Origin of the sequence: Aquirufa esocilacus, assembly GCF_042715595.1 — a bacterium.
Taxonomy (GTDB): Bacteria; Bacteroidota; Bacteroidia; order Cytophagales; family Spirosomataceae; genus Aquirufa; species Aquirufa esocilacus.
Genome location: NZ_JBBKXX010000001.1, coordinates 1,065,593 through 1,081,660, shown reverse-complemented (window position 1 = coordinate 1,081,660; position 16,068 = coordinate 1,065,593). Strand labels below are relative to the sequence as shown.

The following is a 16,068-nucleotide window of genomic DNA, read 5'->3' as shown; positions in this document are numbered from 1 at the left end:
AAAAATTCTTGTCCCAAAATTACAGTGATGGCATGGTGTAGCATAGGACGAATCTTTCAAATTCGAGGACAATTCTTGCAAATAGGTATTTCAGGACAAATCCGTCCAATTTCCTGGTATAATTCCCTAATTTTAAGATTCGAATGAAAAGGCTATTTTTCTTCCTGGCTTTGTGCAGTGTTTTGAGTCTTCAGGCTCAAAAGCAGACGCGCTATGAACGTTTAAGTACGGCTTCTGGATTATCCCAAAGTTCGGTTTATAAAATCATTCAAGACAAGAAAGGCTTTCTTTGGTTTGCGACAGGCGATGGTTTGAATCGCTACGATGGCCACAACTTTAAGATTTACCGCAATGATCCGAGTGATCCTACAACCTTAAGTGGGAGTGAGATATTTACGGTAGCGGAGGATGATTTGGGGAATTTATGGGTAGGAACGCGTAATTCTGGTTTGAATAAAATAGAATTAGCGACGGGTAAAATTACTCGATTTACAAAAGGACCTACTGGGCAGGATTTGTCTAATTCTAGTATTCCTAGTATCCTAAATTTGGGAAGAGGCAAGGTAGGCGTCGCTGTATTGGGTTTAGGTTATTTAGTTTTTAATGTGCGTACGAATCAACTGATAAAAGAGGAATCGGAATGGAATAACCCATATGTAAAAGAGGTTTCGCGATTACACAGGCATTCATCTGGGACAGTTTGGATGGGAACAAGGACAGGATATCTGCTTTCTCAATTAAATGCACATAGTTTTATTCCATACCAGTTTGGGGCAAATAATTACCGAGTACGTGCCTTACTTGAGGCTAAAAATGGGGATATTTTGGTTGGGACTGACGGGCGTGGTATTTATCGTTTTACGCCCAAGACGCAACAATTTAAGGTGGTCTTTTACCAGGCATCCGATCCTTTATCCCGTCAAAACATTGTAACATCTTTAGCGAAAGATGCGCTAAAAAATTTATGGATTGGTACGGATAATGGGGTGTATAAATTGAAAGGGGAAGACTTTAACTCTTATACCAATATTCCTTCTAATCCAGATCCAGAATTAGGTCTATCTTCTAACTCCATCATGAGTTTATTTACGGACTCGAATCAAAATACCTGGGTGGGAACCTGGGAAGCGGGTTTAAATATTTCGTTCTTCCAAAAGCCGCGTTTTGCCGTTCTCCGTTATAAACCTAATACGCTGCAAGGCTTACTTAGCAATAAAGTTAGTACGTTACTAGCGGATGGAGAAAGGGGAGTTTGGGTAGGTAGTAATGTAGGGTTGTCCTATTTTAACCATAAAACAGGTCAAGTAACGCATTACTTAAAAAGTGCTTCTACGAACAAATTGAATTCTACCGAGACCTATGACGTTAATTTTATTTATCCTGCAGGGGACGGAGGGGTTTGGGTAGGTTTGTGGGGTAAAGGGATTAATTTATTTACGAAAGATCATCAGCTGATTGATTATCCATTCAAACCAGGACTAAGAGAAGCTAATTTTAATACGTTAGAAGCCTTTCATTCTGAGTTTTTGTTAGGAACAGCAGGTGTAGGAGTTGTTTCCTTTAACCCATTCACTCAGAAATACCGAGTTCCTTTTCCGGAATTAGGCAAACAAAATTTTTTAAATAAATCGATTTCAGCCATTCGCGTGTTGAATGGAAATGAAATTTGGGTGGGAACGGTTGGTTTTGGTTTGTATGTCTTTGATATTAAGTCTGGGAAATTGCGCCACTATGTGAAATCTACAGAAGCAGGAGCCTTAAGCTATAATCATGTTAATAAGATTCATCAAGATCGTCAGGGGCGTATTTGGGTAATGACCCAAGGAGGGGGTTTAAATCAATATGTAGGGCCTGATAAAGGGTTTAAAGTGTATACCGTTAATGATGGCTTAGGCAGTAATTCCTTGAGAGGAATGGTGGAAGATGCGAAAGGGGATCTGTGGTTTACCACCAATGGAGGTATATCAAAAATGGATGCCAAAACATTGAAATTCGTCAATTTTGAAGAAGCGGATGGACTGCAGGGGAAAGAATTTATGACTAATGCGGTAGCAAAGAATAGTCAGAATTGGTTGTTTTTTGGGGGCGTTAATGGGTTGAATTATTTGAAGTCAGATAGTTTGCGAATGCGACTAGATGTTCCACCTGTGTATTTTACAAAACTGAAAATATTCAATAAAGACGTAGAAGCTGGACAAGAAAATTCCCCTTTATTAGTAGATATATTGTCTACTAAGCACTTAATTCTGCAGCCGGATCAAACGGTCTTTAGTTTGGATTTTGTCGCTTTAGAATACCAAAGGCCAAAGAATAACCGATATGCTTACTATTTAGAGGGCTTTGAAAAGGACTGGAATGTAGTAGGTACCCAGCGAAGCGTAACCTACACGAATTTAAGTCCGGGTGATTATATATTTAAAGTAAAGGCGAGTAATTCGGATGGAATTTGGGCTGAAAAACCCTATGAATTAAAGATTACGGTCTTACCACCTTGGTATCGTACCTGGTGGGCTTATTTATTATATGCTTTAAGCCTAGCAGCGATAATTTATGCCTTTGTTCGAGAGGTTAGGGTACGAGAAGCCTTTAGGACGGATTTGCGTTTAAAGGAGATCGAGAAGGAACGTATTCAGGAATTAGAGCAGGTGAAGACGCATTTCTTTACAAACATATCGCACGAATTACGGACACCTTTGACCCTTATTACCAGTCCATTAGAAAAATATTTCATCTCGAATGCGAGCCTGAATAAAGACCAAAAGACCAAGATTAATTCGATTTACCAAAATGCTCAAAAACTGCTGAGACTCATCAATCAGTTACTTGATTTGTCTAAAATCGAATCAGGAAACGTAGAGCCCCTCGTGGAGAAGCACGATTTGATTCGTCAATTGCATTCCATCAAACAAAGTTTCGACGCTTACGCTCAGCAAAAGCAGATTAAGCTAAAGTGGGATGCACCGGTGGAATCTTTGTTAGTGTACTACGACGCTGACATCATCGAAAAGTGCGTCACGAATCTGTTATCGAATGCCTTTAAATTCACTCCTGAGGAAGGAATCATCGGTCTTCGTTTAGAGTTGCACAAGGTGTACCAAGGTTCATCAGAATCAATCAATCGAGTTTCGATTCACGTTTCTGATACCGGAAAGGGGATTAGTACGGAACATATTCAGCATATTTTTGATCGATTCTACCAAATTCCGGAGAAAGTAGATCGGGTAGGCACAGGGATAGGGCTTTCGTTATGCAAGGAATTAATGGAAGTTCATCGTGGGACGATAGAGGTTCAAAGTGATTTAGGCGCTGGTTCAGACTTTAAAATTAATTTTCCTGTGACTGAATCGGCTTTTGATCCGGCGTGGGTGAAGTCGGGGTCGAAAGAAGTCAAAGAGTCAATAAGTCAAAAAGTCGACTCAGCCCAGGTTATTCAACAAGAGAAGCAGATTTTATTAATTGTAGAAGATCACGCCGAAATGAGGGCCTTTATTCGGGAGATTTTTGAAGATTCCTTTCAGGTCATTGAGGCGGATCGAGGAGAAACTGGGTTGGAGATGGCTTTAACCTACTTGCCTGATGTAGTCATAACAGATTGGATGATGCCGGGCATGTCTGGAGTGAATTTGTGCAAAGAGATTAGAAAGAATTCAAAAACCAGTCACATTCCGGTCGTTATTTTGACTTCCAAAAGCTCTCAAGAAAGCCAAATAGAGGGAATGCAATCCGGAGCAGACGATTTTATCTCGAAGCCTTTCCATGCAGATATATTAGAGTTACGTGTGGCGAAATTGCTAGAGGCAAAGGAACGTTTGCGAAAAAGTTGGCAAGATTCTATCTTACAGCAAGATTTGCAACAGGAGGTTGTTTTTGAAGACGAATTCCTTGCTAAAGCGACGCAGGTGGTTATTGAGCATTTAGAGGAAGCTGATTTTGATGTAGAGCATTTAGAACAGGCGATGGATATGAGCAAGATGCAGCTGTACCGTAAATTGAAAATGCTAACTTCGTTGGCTGGAAACGAATTTATTCGCTCTATTCGTTTGCAACAAGCTAGATTACTTTTGGAAAAAGGTTCATTAAATGTGTCAGAAGTAGCCTACCAGGTAGGATTCAATGACCCTGCTTATTTTACCCGTGCCTTTAAAAAACAATATGGACATTCTCCTAAAACATTTATAACTAAAAATTAATATGCGCAAATTATCACTTGTACTGGTTTGTGGTTTCTTAGTGTCTTGGGGCTTCCTAGCTCACAAAACACTGCAACAAATCGCTATTTATCCCTTGCCAGCAGACTTAGGCCTATTTTTCTATGCGAATCAGGATTACATTGTTCAGCAATCGATTCGCCCAGATGTGCGCCGAAAAGACGACAAGACGGAAGACTCGAAGCATTATTTGGATATGGATGCGGCGGTTTTTGGCCCAAATTACCGGACAGAAATTCCGCATGATTTCAAACAAGCCGTGGCTAAATACTCCATTGATAGTTTACGCAAAGAGGGTTTAGTGCCTTGGGAAGTGAATCGTGTATATGGTTTATTAGTCAATGCGTTTAAAAAGGAGATGCGTGATTCTGTTTTATTTTATGCAGCGGATTTAGGTCATTACGTGTCAGATGCGCACGTCCCGTTACATACGACTAAGAATCACGATGGACAATTAACGAATCAAAAAGGTATGCATGTTCTTTGGGAATCCCTTGTTCCAGAGGCTCAATTAAAGAATTATGCCTTATACCAACCACAATCGGCTCAATATATTGCCAAACCGCAGGATTTCATCTTCCAAGTGTTATTAGAATCTCATGCCATGCTACCGGAAATGTTTAAAGCAGAAACGGAGGTTCGTCAAGCCTTAGGAGAAGATAAATCATTCAAAATGGTGGAGCGTTATGGCAAAATGCAACGTTATTATACGGATGAATTTATCCAAGCCTATGCAGCTAAATTAGGTACTTCGATTCAATCACGTATGATTCAATCCTCCCATCGGGTGGCGTCTTTTTGGTATTCAGCTTGGAAAGATGCAGGTTCACCTACCTGGGTAACAAAGGAAATTAGCGCAGAAAAGAAGGCAGCCTTTGAGTCAGAGAAAGCACTTTGGAAGTCTAATACCTTGATTTCAACAGGACAATTAATCTCTTTGCACAAAAAGTAAATGCAGAAAATTTTAGTCCTTTCAGATACTCATTCCTACCTTGATCCTCGTTTGATTCCACATGTGGAAGCTTGCGATCAGATTTGGCACGGGGGAGATTGGGGCTCTGTGGCAGTCGCTGATACCTTGATAGGTTTTGGTAAACCGGTTTACGGGGTATACGGGAACATTGACGACCGAACGATTCGGAATATGTTTCCCAAAATTACCAGATTCACCTGTGAGCAAGTGACTGTCGCTATGACGCATATAGCAGGGGCACCCTCGTCCTATAAACCAGACGCTTTAGAGACGTTTTCGATGGGGATTCCGATGATCTTTGTCTGCGGCCATTCTCATATTTTGCAGGTCAAAAGGGATCAGAATCGCAACCAGATGCTCTTCTTGAATCCAGGCGCTGCCGGACAACACGGGTTTCACTCCGAGCAAACAGCATTACAATTCAAGATTGATGGTAAGCGGATTTTTGATATGGAGCTAATTCAAATGCCCCGCATTCACACGAAGATTAAGTAGTCTGAAAGGATTGTATGTTTTCAAAAATGCTACCTTTCTGGTAGGATTTTAAGATCCAGCCACCGCCCACGACATCGTCGCCCTCATAAAATACGGCCGCTTGTCCTGGGGCAATTCCGGAAACATCAAAGGCGAAATCTACTTTAATGCGATCCCCTTGCTGCTCGATGTGTCCGGCAGTTCCTGCATCTTTATAACGTACTTTAGTGATGGTCTCAATTCCCTCAGCTGGAATAGAAGCATATTTTTGTAGGTTTAATTGACCTACCCACATCCCCGTGCGATTTAAGTCCTCTACTTTACCAATGACCACTTCGTTGGTCTCTTTTCGAATCTCGATGACAAAGGCTGGATAGCCGAAAGCCTTTCCGAGTCCTTTTCTTTGGCCTACTGTATAAAAAGGATAACCCTCGTGTTTACCAATAATTTTCCCCTCCGTATCGATGAAATTTCCACCTTTTACTTGCTCCTCTAATTCAGGGACGCGTCTTTTTAAGAATCCGCGGTAATCGTTATCTGGTACAAAACAGATTTCGTAACTCTCGGACTTGTTTACTAAATCCACAAAGCCGCGCTCTGTCGCCATCTCACGTATGCGCGCTTTTGTTAAATGACCTAGAGGTAAAATCGTACGGGCTAAACTCTCTTGCGAGACACCCCAAAGCACATAGCTCTGATCTTTTAACACGTCTACACCTTTAGAAATTATATGCCGACCATTCTCTTCTCTTATCTGGGCATAGTGGCCTGTCGCAATAAATTCACAGCCTAATTGATCCGCACGGCGCAATAAAGCATCCCATTTAATATGCGTATTACACATCACGCAAGGATTAGGCGTGCGACCTTCGATGTATTCATTCGTGAAATAATCGATGACAGAATCACCAAATTCTTCTCTAATATCTAAAATGTAGTGGGGGAAACCAAGGGAAACCGCGATGTGACGCGCGTCATTGATGGAATCCAAAGAACAGCAACCTGTTTCCTTTTTATCGCCACCTGAACTCGCGTAATCCCATGTTTTCATGGTCATGCCGATGACTTCGTATCCTTGTTCATGTAGTAAAACAGCTGCGACCGAGCTGTCAATGCCGCCGCTCATAGCGACCAAAACGCGTCCTTTTTTCTCCATATTTGCTGCTCAGGTTCAATGCCTGACGAAATTATGCTGCAAGTTACGGCTAATCTTTGTAAATACGTGTACAAAGCGTATTTTTGCTCATTATTCAAATACCGTCTATGTTAAAAACGAAAGTCAAAGTCAGTTCGATTGAAAATCTCTCCGATGCGCGGTACTGTGCAGGAATGGGAGTAGAGTGGTTGGGTTTTCCCTTAACTATGCCGTTGGAAAAATTTGCGGAAATTAGAAATTGGTTGGCTGGCGTTCAGATTGTAGGAGAATGTGGTAGTTTGAAACCCGATGATATAAAAGCTTTAGTGGCCTCTCATCAGCCTGATGCCATTGAGCTTGATTCTAAATCTGAATTAGTTTTAATTCAATTGTTGTTGTTGAAGGAGGTTGATTTACCTAAAATTTTGCGCGTTAACATCGATACGGATAATTTACCTGCCTTATTTGCGTCTGCAGCTCCTTTTGTTAGTCATTTTTTGGTTGTGGGAAATAGTCCGGAGTCCTTGCAGGGTATGGAATCTTCGATAGAGACTTGGGCGGCACAATATCCAATAATATTGGGTTTAGATGTTCCGGAGGACGACTTAGAGGAATGGGTAGCACAGACATCGATTCAAGGAATTGGATTGACAGCAGGAAAAGAAGACCGTCCTGGTTTTCGCGATTTTTCTGATTTAATGAGTATCTTGGAAAAATTAGAAATTGACTAATATGCTAGCATTCATCAAAAAGAAATATGCACTAGTGAGGGCTTTTGTTTGGGCAAAAGTTGTTGCTTTTTGCGAGCTATTAGTAGCTGGATTTAAAAAGGTGGTGGGCGAGCGTATATATAGTATTTGTATCGGGTATGCTGTTCTTGGTCAAGTATTTGTACAAACGCAAAATCGTAAAGTGCAAGCTTACTACGATGCCAAAGTAGATAAAACGTCTTCTTATTATAGACCGGTGGTGCGCATTTACCGTGTTTTCTTTAAAACAGCCCTATTTGTTTTAATTTACCTATTTATAGTCGAAACTAATTTCTTCTTTTTAACTGGGGAAATGCCGAGTGTAGATGATTTACAAAATCCGAAACTTTCACAAGCCTCTGAAATTTATTCAGCTGATGGCGTATTGTTAGGGAAGTTTTTTGCGGAGAATAGAACGCCTATTCGCGATTTCAAGCAGATTTCTCCCTATTTAGTCAAAGCCCTGGTGGCTACAGAAGATGCCCGTTTTTACCAACATACAGGGATTGATTTTCAGGCTTGGGCTGGTGTATTAGTGGGCATTGTGAAAGGAGGAGATCGCGGGGGTGGAAGTACCATTTCGCAGCAGTTGGCCAAGAATTTGTTTAAGACTAGAACAAAGAAAGGTTTCGCAAAAACGGGTATTTTGGGATATATACCCGGTTTAAATAAATTGATATATAAGTCCAAAGAATGGGTTACTGCCATCAAATTGGAGCGTTTTTATACGAAAGACGAGATTATACTTTGGTATTTAAACACCGTAGACTACGGCAATAATGCATACGGCATTAAGGTAGCTTCGAAAGCGTATTTCAATACAACTCCAGATAGTTTGAATATCCAAGAAGCAGCGATTTTAGTAGGGTTACAGAAAGCGACAACGACCTATAATCCGAAACGCTACATCGGTAAGCCTTTGGCAGAAAATAAAGCCTGGAAGCGTAGAAATGTTGTTTTAGCTCAAATGGTTAAAGCTGGCTATTTACGTAAGGTTGATTTTGATTCGCTAGCGGTCTTGCCGATTGAATTACATGAAAATGAGGAATCGCCTTACGATGGAACGGGGAACTATTTCAAGGTCGCGGTAGCTAAATACCTAAATGAATGGGCACAGAAGAATGAAATAGAATTAGATCTGTACCGGGATGGATTAAAAATTGTGACGACGATAGATTCTAAAATGCAGATTTATGCAGAAGAAGCAGTCGAAGAGGGAATGCGGTCCACACAAAAAGCGTTCGATAACCATTGGTCGAATCAAAATCCTTGGGTAGGTGAGGGTGGAAAGGAAATTCCTGGATTCATTGATACGGTAGCTAAACGGACGGATTATTATAAGTATTTGGCGACTAAATTTCCTAAAAGCCCTGATTCCATCAAGCATTATATGAAAGATGTGAAGCGTGAAATGTGGGTCTATTCCCGCAATTCCATGGGGGAGGAAAAGCGCACGATGAGTTCTTATGATTCCATCCAATATTACAAAAAATTCTTGCAGGCTGGGATGATGACCATGGATCCTTATACCGGTCACATTAAAGCGTGGGTGGGTGGATTAGACTTCAAATACTTTAAGTATGATCACGTAAAACAAGGGCGCCGTCAACCAGGATCGACATTTAAACCTTTTGTCTATACTGCTGCCATTGATGGCCCCAAGGATTTGTCTCCTTGTTACACGATGAAAGATGCAGCCTTTGAGGTGGAAGTCGAGAATGAGAAAGGTGAAATGGAAATGTGGCGTCCTCACAATGCGAATGGTAGCTTCTCTGGTAGGGAATTGCCGCTGAAGAGAGCGTTAGCTGGAAGTATAAACTCCATTGCGGCTCGCCTTACGAATGAAGTAGGCGCAGATACGGTCATGTATTATGCCCAAAAAATGGGAATTAAAAGTCCCCTGAAACCGAAAGCATCCATTGGATTAGGTTCTTTTGATGTCACCCTTTATGAAATGATCGGGGCCTATTCTGCCTTTATCAATGAGGGTATGCACGTAGAACCCATGTTAGTACAGGAGATTAAAGACCAAAACGGGAAAGTGTTACAGCATTTTGAGCCAACAATGGAACAAGTTATTCGAAAAGAATCTGCTCAATTAATGCGTTTTATGTTAGAGGGGGTGGTACATGGTGGTGGCACGGGTAGTGCCTTGTTATTTGGTGAGGGTGATGTTTTATTACCGAAAGACAATCGCTATGCTCATGTATTTGCCGGAAAAACTGGGACGACTTCGAATCACTCTGATGGCTGGTTCATCGGTATGTCACATAATTTGATATCAGGAGTTTGGGTAGGAGGGGATGATCGTTCGATTCACTTTAGGACAGGAGCGCTGGGTGAGGGATCTAAAACGGCCTTGCCTATCTTTAAACGTTTTATGATTAAAGTGGTCAAAGATCCAATGTTAGCCCAATACCGCCCACAACCATTTGATAAATTGGATCGACGAGTGGTGAAGAAAGATTTCGATTGTTCGAATGGTGGTGGTGAAATAGTAGATTCATTGCAAGTTTCGGATTCCGAATTAGATTCTTTAAATGCCTTAATTGATCAGTCTAACGAGGTCACTAACGATTCTACCGGTTCCCCTAAGTAACATGGATAAACAGATAATTGCAGCCTATTTTCAAGGCTTACAGGATACTATTTGTGCTGGAATTGCGGCAACAGACGGTGGGGCTTCTTTTAAAGAAGACAAATGGACGCGCGCAGAGGGTGGTGGCGGAAGATCGCGTGTATTGGCTAAAGGTAACATTTTAGAAAAGGCTGGTGTTAATTTTTCAGCCGTCGAGGGACCATTGCATCCGAAGATGGTAACAAGTCTGAATGTAACGGAAGAGGTAGAATTCTTTGCGACTGGCGTTTCGATTGTGATGCATCCTGAAAATCCCTGGGTTCCTATTATTCATATGAATGTGCGGTATTTTGAATTGAGTACGGGAGAGTTTTGGTTTGGTGGAGGAATTGATTTGACCCCCCATATTATCATCCCGGAACAAGCAAAGTGGTTTCATGAGCAATTAAAAGCAGTTTGTGATCGCTTTGATGCATCCTATTATCCGAAATACAAAACGTGGGCGGACGATTATTTTTATAGCCCGCATCGAGAAGAAACTCGAGGAATTGGGGGTATTTTTTTTGATTATATTAAAGGAGACAAAGCGACTGTTTTCGAATTTGTTAAAGCAGTAGGAGAATCTTTTGAACCAATCTATAGCCATTTGATGCGCTTAAATGCATCACGTTCTTTTACTCAAGCGGAGAAAGAGTTTCAATACATTCGCCGGGGGCGCTATGTAGAATTCAATTTAGTACACGATCGAGGGACGAAATTTGGCTTAGAGACGAATGGCCGGACTGAATCCATTCTGATGAGTTTGCCACCGATGGCAGCTTGGGAGTATATGTATGACCCACAGGTTTTTCCTGAGGGGCAAGCAACTTTCGATTTACTGAAAAAAGGAATAAACTGGATATAAAAAAGGGGCTCATTTGAGCCCCTTTTTACTTATTATTTTGCTTCCCAAACGATTTCAATGCCTTTCGGAGTCATTAACAAAACGCGGGTAGGTGCAGGTAATAAGACTAAGCGGGCATTCGCTACGGGATCTGCAATCCATTCTACCTCAACACCCTCTTTTTTACCTATTTCAATTTCTCCATCTTCTGTCTCAACGAATTTCTTCGCTAAATAGGCCGTAGGTAATAACACGTCTGACTCAGGACAGTGCTTTAAGTGAACCTTTTCTAAAATATCTTCTAATTGATCGCCGTATTTTTCGTTGAAATCATCCTCCAAATCATGAAGCATTTCTTCCACGTCATCATACGTGTCGTCTGAATAATTCAATTTGCTCAATTCTAATCGCTTTTCTAAAATGGCGATCATCGCCTCGTCAATCGTATTCATAGGATTCGTTTGTTTTTACAAAGATAGGGGCTGAAAAGGAGATTCCCTTGAAAATGTGGGGTCAAAACTGATATTTCCTTTTTCGATCGAAAGTCCTGATGCAAAATTATTGGTATATAATTGCCCAGTACCCAATCCTTGAGGTATTTGGATGTCATATTCTCCCGTAAATTGAGCGATGGCTTGCAATCCAATGTTGGATTCTAAAGCAGAGGTAATCCACCAATTTTTACCTTTTGCCGTGGCCCAATCGATCCAATCACGGGATGCTTTAAGTCCGCCAAGAAAGCTAGGTTTTAAGATGATATAATCCGGATTGATGAAGTCTGCAATCGATTTGTCAGACATGCCTATCAGTTCTTCATCTAAAGCAATGGGTAAAATTTGCTTGGCTACAAGTTTTCTCATTTCCTCTGGCTGACCCGCTTTGATGGGCTGTTCGATGGAATGCAGATCGTAAGCGGCTAATTTTTCTAGTTTAAACGGTGCATCTGCGGGAGTAAAGGCGCCGTTTGCATCTACTCGCAAGGTCAGTTCCTCGCTAGCGAAACGGGAACGGATGCTTTTTAATAGCGATAGTTCAGTATCGAAATCGATAGCGCCGATTTTCAGTTTTAAACAGGTATACCCTTGTTGCAATTTTTGTTCGATTTGTTCTCGCATAAAATCGGCGCTTCCCATCCAAATGAGTCCATTAATGGGCAGTGATTTTTTCCCTACGGCGAAATCGTTTGTAAAGGGTTCTGTTAAATCATGGTATGCCGTTTCTAATGCGAAACGAAAGGAGGGTTGTTCAAAAGGAATTTCCGCTATCCATTCGTGGATGTCTTCTGGTAAAGATAAACCTTGAAATGGCCGTAAGGATTTTTCAAAAGCGGCAGTGCAATCATCTGAAAATTCGGGACTTAAACCGAATAATGGGCCTGCCTCCCCAATGCCGCATCGAACTCCATCTGAAAGCTCGACGAAATAGGATTTCTTCTTCGTGAGGACACCTCGAGAGGTACCCGCTTCAAAGTGAAATTGTAGTTCTTGAGGATGAAATCGGAGACTGATTTTTGACATGATGCAATTTATTATTTTCTATTCGATTTTGTGCCCTCCCGTATTATTTTTAGCTTTAAGGTTATTATATGAAGCAGTTAATTACCTTTCTACCCTCCTTGCTTTTTGGCCTGATTACCTATGTCCGGAATAAACTCTTTGACTGGGGTATTTTGGTGTCTAAATCGTATGAAAAGCCCCGGATTATTGTTGTGGGTAACCTAGCTGTGGGTGGAACAGGCAAGAGTCCTTTAGTCAGTTATTTAGTCAAGAACTGGAGAGGGGATGATCAATTAGGGATTTTGAGTCGAGGTTATGGGCGAAAAACGAAAGGTTTTATAGAGGTAAAAGAGGATTCGACTGCGGAAGAGGTGGGAGATGAGCCTTTGGCTTATAAAAAAATATACCCTGAAATTCCCGTAGCTGTTTGTGAAAAACGCACGCTTGGGGTTGAAACGATGCCAGAGGTGGATGTGCTACTGTTAGATGATGCTTTTCAGCACCGATCGATTAAAGGTTCATTAAGTCTGGTTTGTTCTACGTTTTCGAAGCCATTTTATACTGATCAACTGATGCCACAAGGCCGCTTACGTGAATCGGCTAAAGGTATTGTGAGAGCTGATGCGGTGATCGTAACCCGTTGCCCTGCCATTTTAACCAAGGAGCAAAAATCCAATTTTGCCCAAGGAGTTTTGCGAAATTCGAAAGAAGAAAAGCCCATTTTTTATACAGGAGTACGTTATGCGAAACCAGTGGGTCCCAGGGAATATTTACCCTCCAAGTGGTCCATTTTTGCAGGAATTGCTGATCCAGCACCATTTTTTGAGGCCGCAGCTAGCTTAGGATCGATTCAAGAGGAGGTCGTGTATAAAGATCACCAGGTATTTACTGATATTCAATTGTTAGATTTAGAACAACAGGCGAAAAGTATGGCAGGGGATGAGGGTTTCTTGACCACTCATAAGGATTTTGTGCGCTTGCAATCTCATCTTAGGCAGTTGCCTAATTTAGAGAACCATTTATATTATTTACCGATGGAAATGTATTTCATAGATCAAGAAGAACAGTTTTGGGACTGGTTAGGAAAAAATTAAATTTGTAGCGTGAAATATAGACTGCTTTTACTTCTTGTTTTTCTAGGCGTTTCGCCTGCTTTTGCGCAGACGCTACAGTCTGCGGGTGGAGCGATTGATCGGAATGCGTTTCCTGATCCGATGGCTCCAAAAGATCCGAATGCCGCTAAGTCTGTTCCGAATGGAAAGTCAGGTAGAGCTGCACTAGATGATTCTACTAAATTGATTTATGGGCCACAAACGATGTCCTATATTTTGGAGGAAGATGTGTTGAATGGTCGTGGAGCGAAAAATTCAGTAGATACTAGTTTGCACTTATTTCACCGGTATTTATTTCAAGAAAGAACGGGATTTTTGAAAGCACATCTAGGGAATGAGGGTACGGCCGTTAGAACTATTTATGTAAAAAGACCGGATCAAATCGGTTCTCAAATGGGCTATAATGCCTATATGCCTCATTCTTTCGCAACAGATGAGGTGAAGTATTACCAAACTAAATCCCCCTATTCTGACGTTGAATATTATTTAGGGGCCGGAGGGCAAACCCGATTGAACTTTACGTTTGCACGTAACATTGATTCCTTGTGGAACATGGGCTTTGAGATTCAAAGGCAAGTTTCGGATAAGTTCTTGACAGATCAGAAATACAAAACGGGTAATCAGACTTTAACGGAGCAATGGGGTGTTTTATTCCAAACGAATTTTAGGACGCGCAATAACCGCTACCGCTTATTAGCTCATCTGAATTACTTTGATCAAGGGATTCAAGATCAAGGGGGCATTCAATTGTTGAATGGTTTAGATCCGACTACAGCATTGAATTATACAGATAATGGTGCGCTTTTTGCTAATTCTGGTGTTCAATCGAATGATTCCTTTATCAAATTCCATTTTTATCACGAATTTATTGGCTTCAAAGGCTTACAATTTTTTCAGCGAATAGACGTAGAAAATCGGACGGCAAAATTCAAGGATACAGATTTTGCGATCAATCTTTCGAAATTGTATTATCCTAAAAACTATAGTACGCAGACGGACTCCTTGTACAATGAAAACCAATGGCAATCCTTTGCACATCAAACGGGTTTAAAGGGTATTTTTAGGGGATTTACTTACCGTACTTATTTCAAGCAACGTTATTGGGATGTCAATAATCCAATGGTAGGTTTGAAAAAGAATCGATTGGAAAACTATGTAGGCTTGTTCTTGCAGCAAAAATTCAATGATAAAATTGACTTTACGGCAGATGGAGAATACTTACTTGGTTCAGATTATCGCTTGCAAGCGAATTTTATTTCGCCATTCTTTCAGGTAAAAGCGAGTCGGACCTCTATTAGTCCATCTGTTGCCCAAAAATGGGCTTATAATGCTGCTTTTCAATGGGATAAATCTTTTACAAATGTGCTCTTTGATGAACTAACAGGGTCGATTGAGTTGAAGTCTAAAAATGTCTATTTTCGGCCTACGGCTACTATTCAACGGATAGCAGATTATATCTATTTTGATACGTTAGCTACGGCCAAACAAACATCCGATGCTATTGGCGTATTCAGGACAGGTTTTTCAGTAGGAGGGACCTACAAGCGTTTTGAATGGTCTGCCTTAGTTTTAGCGAATACGAAAACAGGACCTGATGTAATTAGAATGCCTGCGCTAGTAGCCAATGCGAATTTAGCGTTAAATGTACAATACAAGAAGTTATTATACCTGCAGTTTGGGGTAGATTTGCAGCATCAGTCAGCCTATTTTGCGGATGCTTATATGCCAGTGATGCAGCAATTTCATTTACAAGATAAATATGAAATTCCAGCATTTGTGCAGGCAGATGCCTACGTGAGTTTGCGAATTAATCGAGTTCGACTTTTCTTCAAAATGCAGAACGCAACACAAGGATTGTTAAATTCGAATTATTATACAGCCTACCTACATCCTGCCATGGGTCGTTCCTTTGGTTATGGAGTTCGTTGGTTGTTATTTGATTAGTATATTATTAAACCTACATAAATTATGAACACTATTTCACGCCGAAATTGGGTGAAAGGAATGGCGCTAGCTACTTTAGGTAGCGTTGTTTTTACAGATCTCAAGGCAGCTAATGCTCCCCAAATTAACTGGAGCGTAGATCACGATACTTTATTGAATGCTTGGATGGGAGTGATTATTCCTGAATCAAGTATTCCTGGAGCTGTTTCATTAGGCGTTCCTGCCTTTGTGAAAGTAATGCTTCGTGATTGCTATGAGCCGTCTAGTTCGGCTTTACTACAGAAAGTGTTAGCTGATTTACCTTCGATTGAGAAAGGAACTGAGTCAGAAAAAGAAGCGTTGTTTTTCCAAATTGAAAAGGGAAAAATGGGCTCAGATGCTCAGAAAGCTATGAAAACATTGAAAGGATTGACGATTCAAGGATATACCACCACAGAATATGTGATGGTAAATCACCACAATTATGTGATGGCACCTGGATTTTTCAATGGTTGTGAACCTCTAAAAAAATAAACC

General features: G+C 41.0%; 12 protein-coding genes. 9 read left to right on the top strand and 3 right to left on the bottom strand.

All coding sequences use genetic code 11. The annotated features are described in order from the left end of the window. Positions 1–143: 143 nt before the first annotated feature. Genes SKC37_RS04765 through SKC37_RS04755 form a run of 3 tightly spaced genes read left to right on the top strand, consistent with a single transcriptional unit; the run spans position 144 to position 5,676 of the window. Positions 144–4,190 carry a hybrid sensor histidine kinase/response regulator transcription factor gene (locus SKC37_RS04765; protein ID WP_377980356.1) on the top strand — a complete coding sequence of 1,349 codons (4,047 nt, stop codon included), beginning with the start codon at positions 144–146 and terminating at the stop codon, positions 4,188–4,190. A 1-nt stretch (position 4,191) separates the two neighbouring features. Then, the gene (locus SKC37_RS04760; RefSeq protein WP_377980355.1) at positions 4,192–5,160 is read left to right on the top strand and encodes a zinc dependent phospholipase C family protein; all 969 of its coding nucleotides are present in this window, start codon (positions 4,192–4,194) and stop codon (positions 5,158–5,160) included. Further along, a complete protein-coding gene (locus SKC37_RS04755; RefSeq protein ID WP_377980354.1) occupies positions 5,161–5,676 on the top strand; it encodes a metallophosphoesterase family protein in 516 nt (171 codons plus the stop codon). Here the strand turns inward: SKC37_RS04755 and mnmA are convergent. Next, on the bottom strand, positions 5,669–6,811 hold the full coding sequence (mnmA, locus tag SKC37_RS04750) for a tRNA 2-thiouridine(34) synthase MnmA (RefSeq protein WP_377980353.1): 1,143 nt from the start codon (positions 6,809–6,811) through the stop codon (positions 5,669–5,671). The two genes, SKC37_RS04755 and mnmA, sit on opposite strands and share 8 nt — an antisense overlap. Before the next feature lie 107 nt (positions 6,812–6,918). Here mnmA and SKC37_RS04745 point away from each other — a divergent pair, with 107 nt between their 5' ends. The 3 genes from SKC37_RS04745 to hemF are packed head-to-tail and all read left to right on the top strand — an operon-like array spanning position 6,919 to position 11,021. Then, positions 6,919–7,521, top strand: coding sequence for a beta/alpha barrel domain-containing protein (locus tag SKC37_RS04745; protein WP_377980352.1), 603 nt, complete (start codon positions 6,919–6,921; stop codon positions 7,519–7,521). Between the two features lies 1 nt (position 7,522). Next, entirely contained in the window at positions 7,523–10,138 is a 2,616-nt protein-coding gene (locus tag SKC37_RS04740) for a transglycosylase domain-containing protein (RefSeq protein WP_377980351.1), read from the top strand. Position 10,139: 1 nt separating this feature from the next. Continuing rightward, the gene (gene hemF, locus SKC37_RS04735; protein ID WP_377980350.1) at positions 10,140–11,021 is read left to right on the top strand and encodes an oxygen-dependent coproporphyrinogen oxidase; all 882 of its coding nucleotides are present in this window, start codon (positions 10,140–10,142) and stop codon (positions 11,019–11,021) included. 32 nt (positions 11,022–11,053) lie between these two features. Here hemF and SKC37_RS04730 read toward each other — a convergent pair whose 3' ends face one another. Beyond that, entirely contained in the window at positions 11,054–11,452 is a 399-nt protein-coding gene (locus SKC37_RS04730) for a hypothetical protein (protein WP_377980349.1), read from the bottom strand. 15 nt (positions 11,453–11,467) lie between these two features. Then, the gene (locus SKC37_RS04725; RefSeq protein ID WP_377980348.1) at positions 11,468–12,517 is read right to left on the bottom strand and encodes an o-succinylbenzoate synthase; all 1,050 of its coding nucleotides are present in this window, start codon (positions 12,515–12,517) and stop codon (positions 11,468–11,470) included. Between the two features lie 68 nt (positions 12,518–12,585). On the opposite strand from SKC37_RS04725, the gene lpxK reads away from it, so the two are divergent. The 3 genes from lpxK to SKC37_RS04710 are packed head-to-tail and all read left to right on the top strand — an operon-like array spanning position 12,586 to position 16,065. Further along, positions 12,586–13,590 (top strand): tetraacyldisaccharide 4'-kinase, encoded by a 1,005-nt coding sequence (lpxK, locus tag SKC37_RS04720; RefSeq protein ID WP_377980347.1) that lies wholly within the window; start codon positions 12,586–12,588, stop codon positions 13,588–13,590. A 9-nt stretch (positions 13,591–13,599) separates the two neighbouring features. Beyond that, entirely contained in the window at positions 13,600–15,552 is a 1,953-nt protein-coding gene (locus SKC37_RS04715) for a putative porin (RefSeq protein ID WP_377980346.1), read from the top strand. A 24-nt stretch (positions 15,553–15,576) separates the two neighbouring features. Continuing rightward, complete coding sequence (locus SKC37_RS04710) at positions 15,577–16,065, top strand: gluconate 2-dehydrogenase subunit 3 family protein (protein ID WP_377980345.1); 489 nt, start codon at positions 15,577–15,579, stop codon at positions 16,063–16,065. Positions 16,066–16,068: the final 3 nt, after the last annotated feature.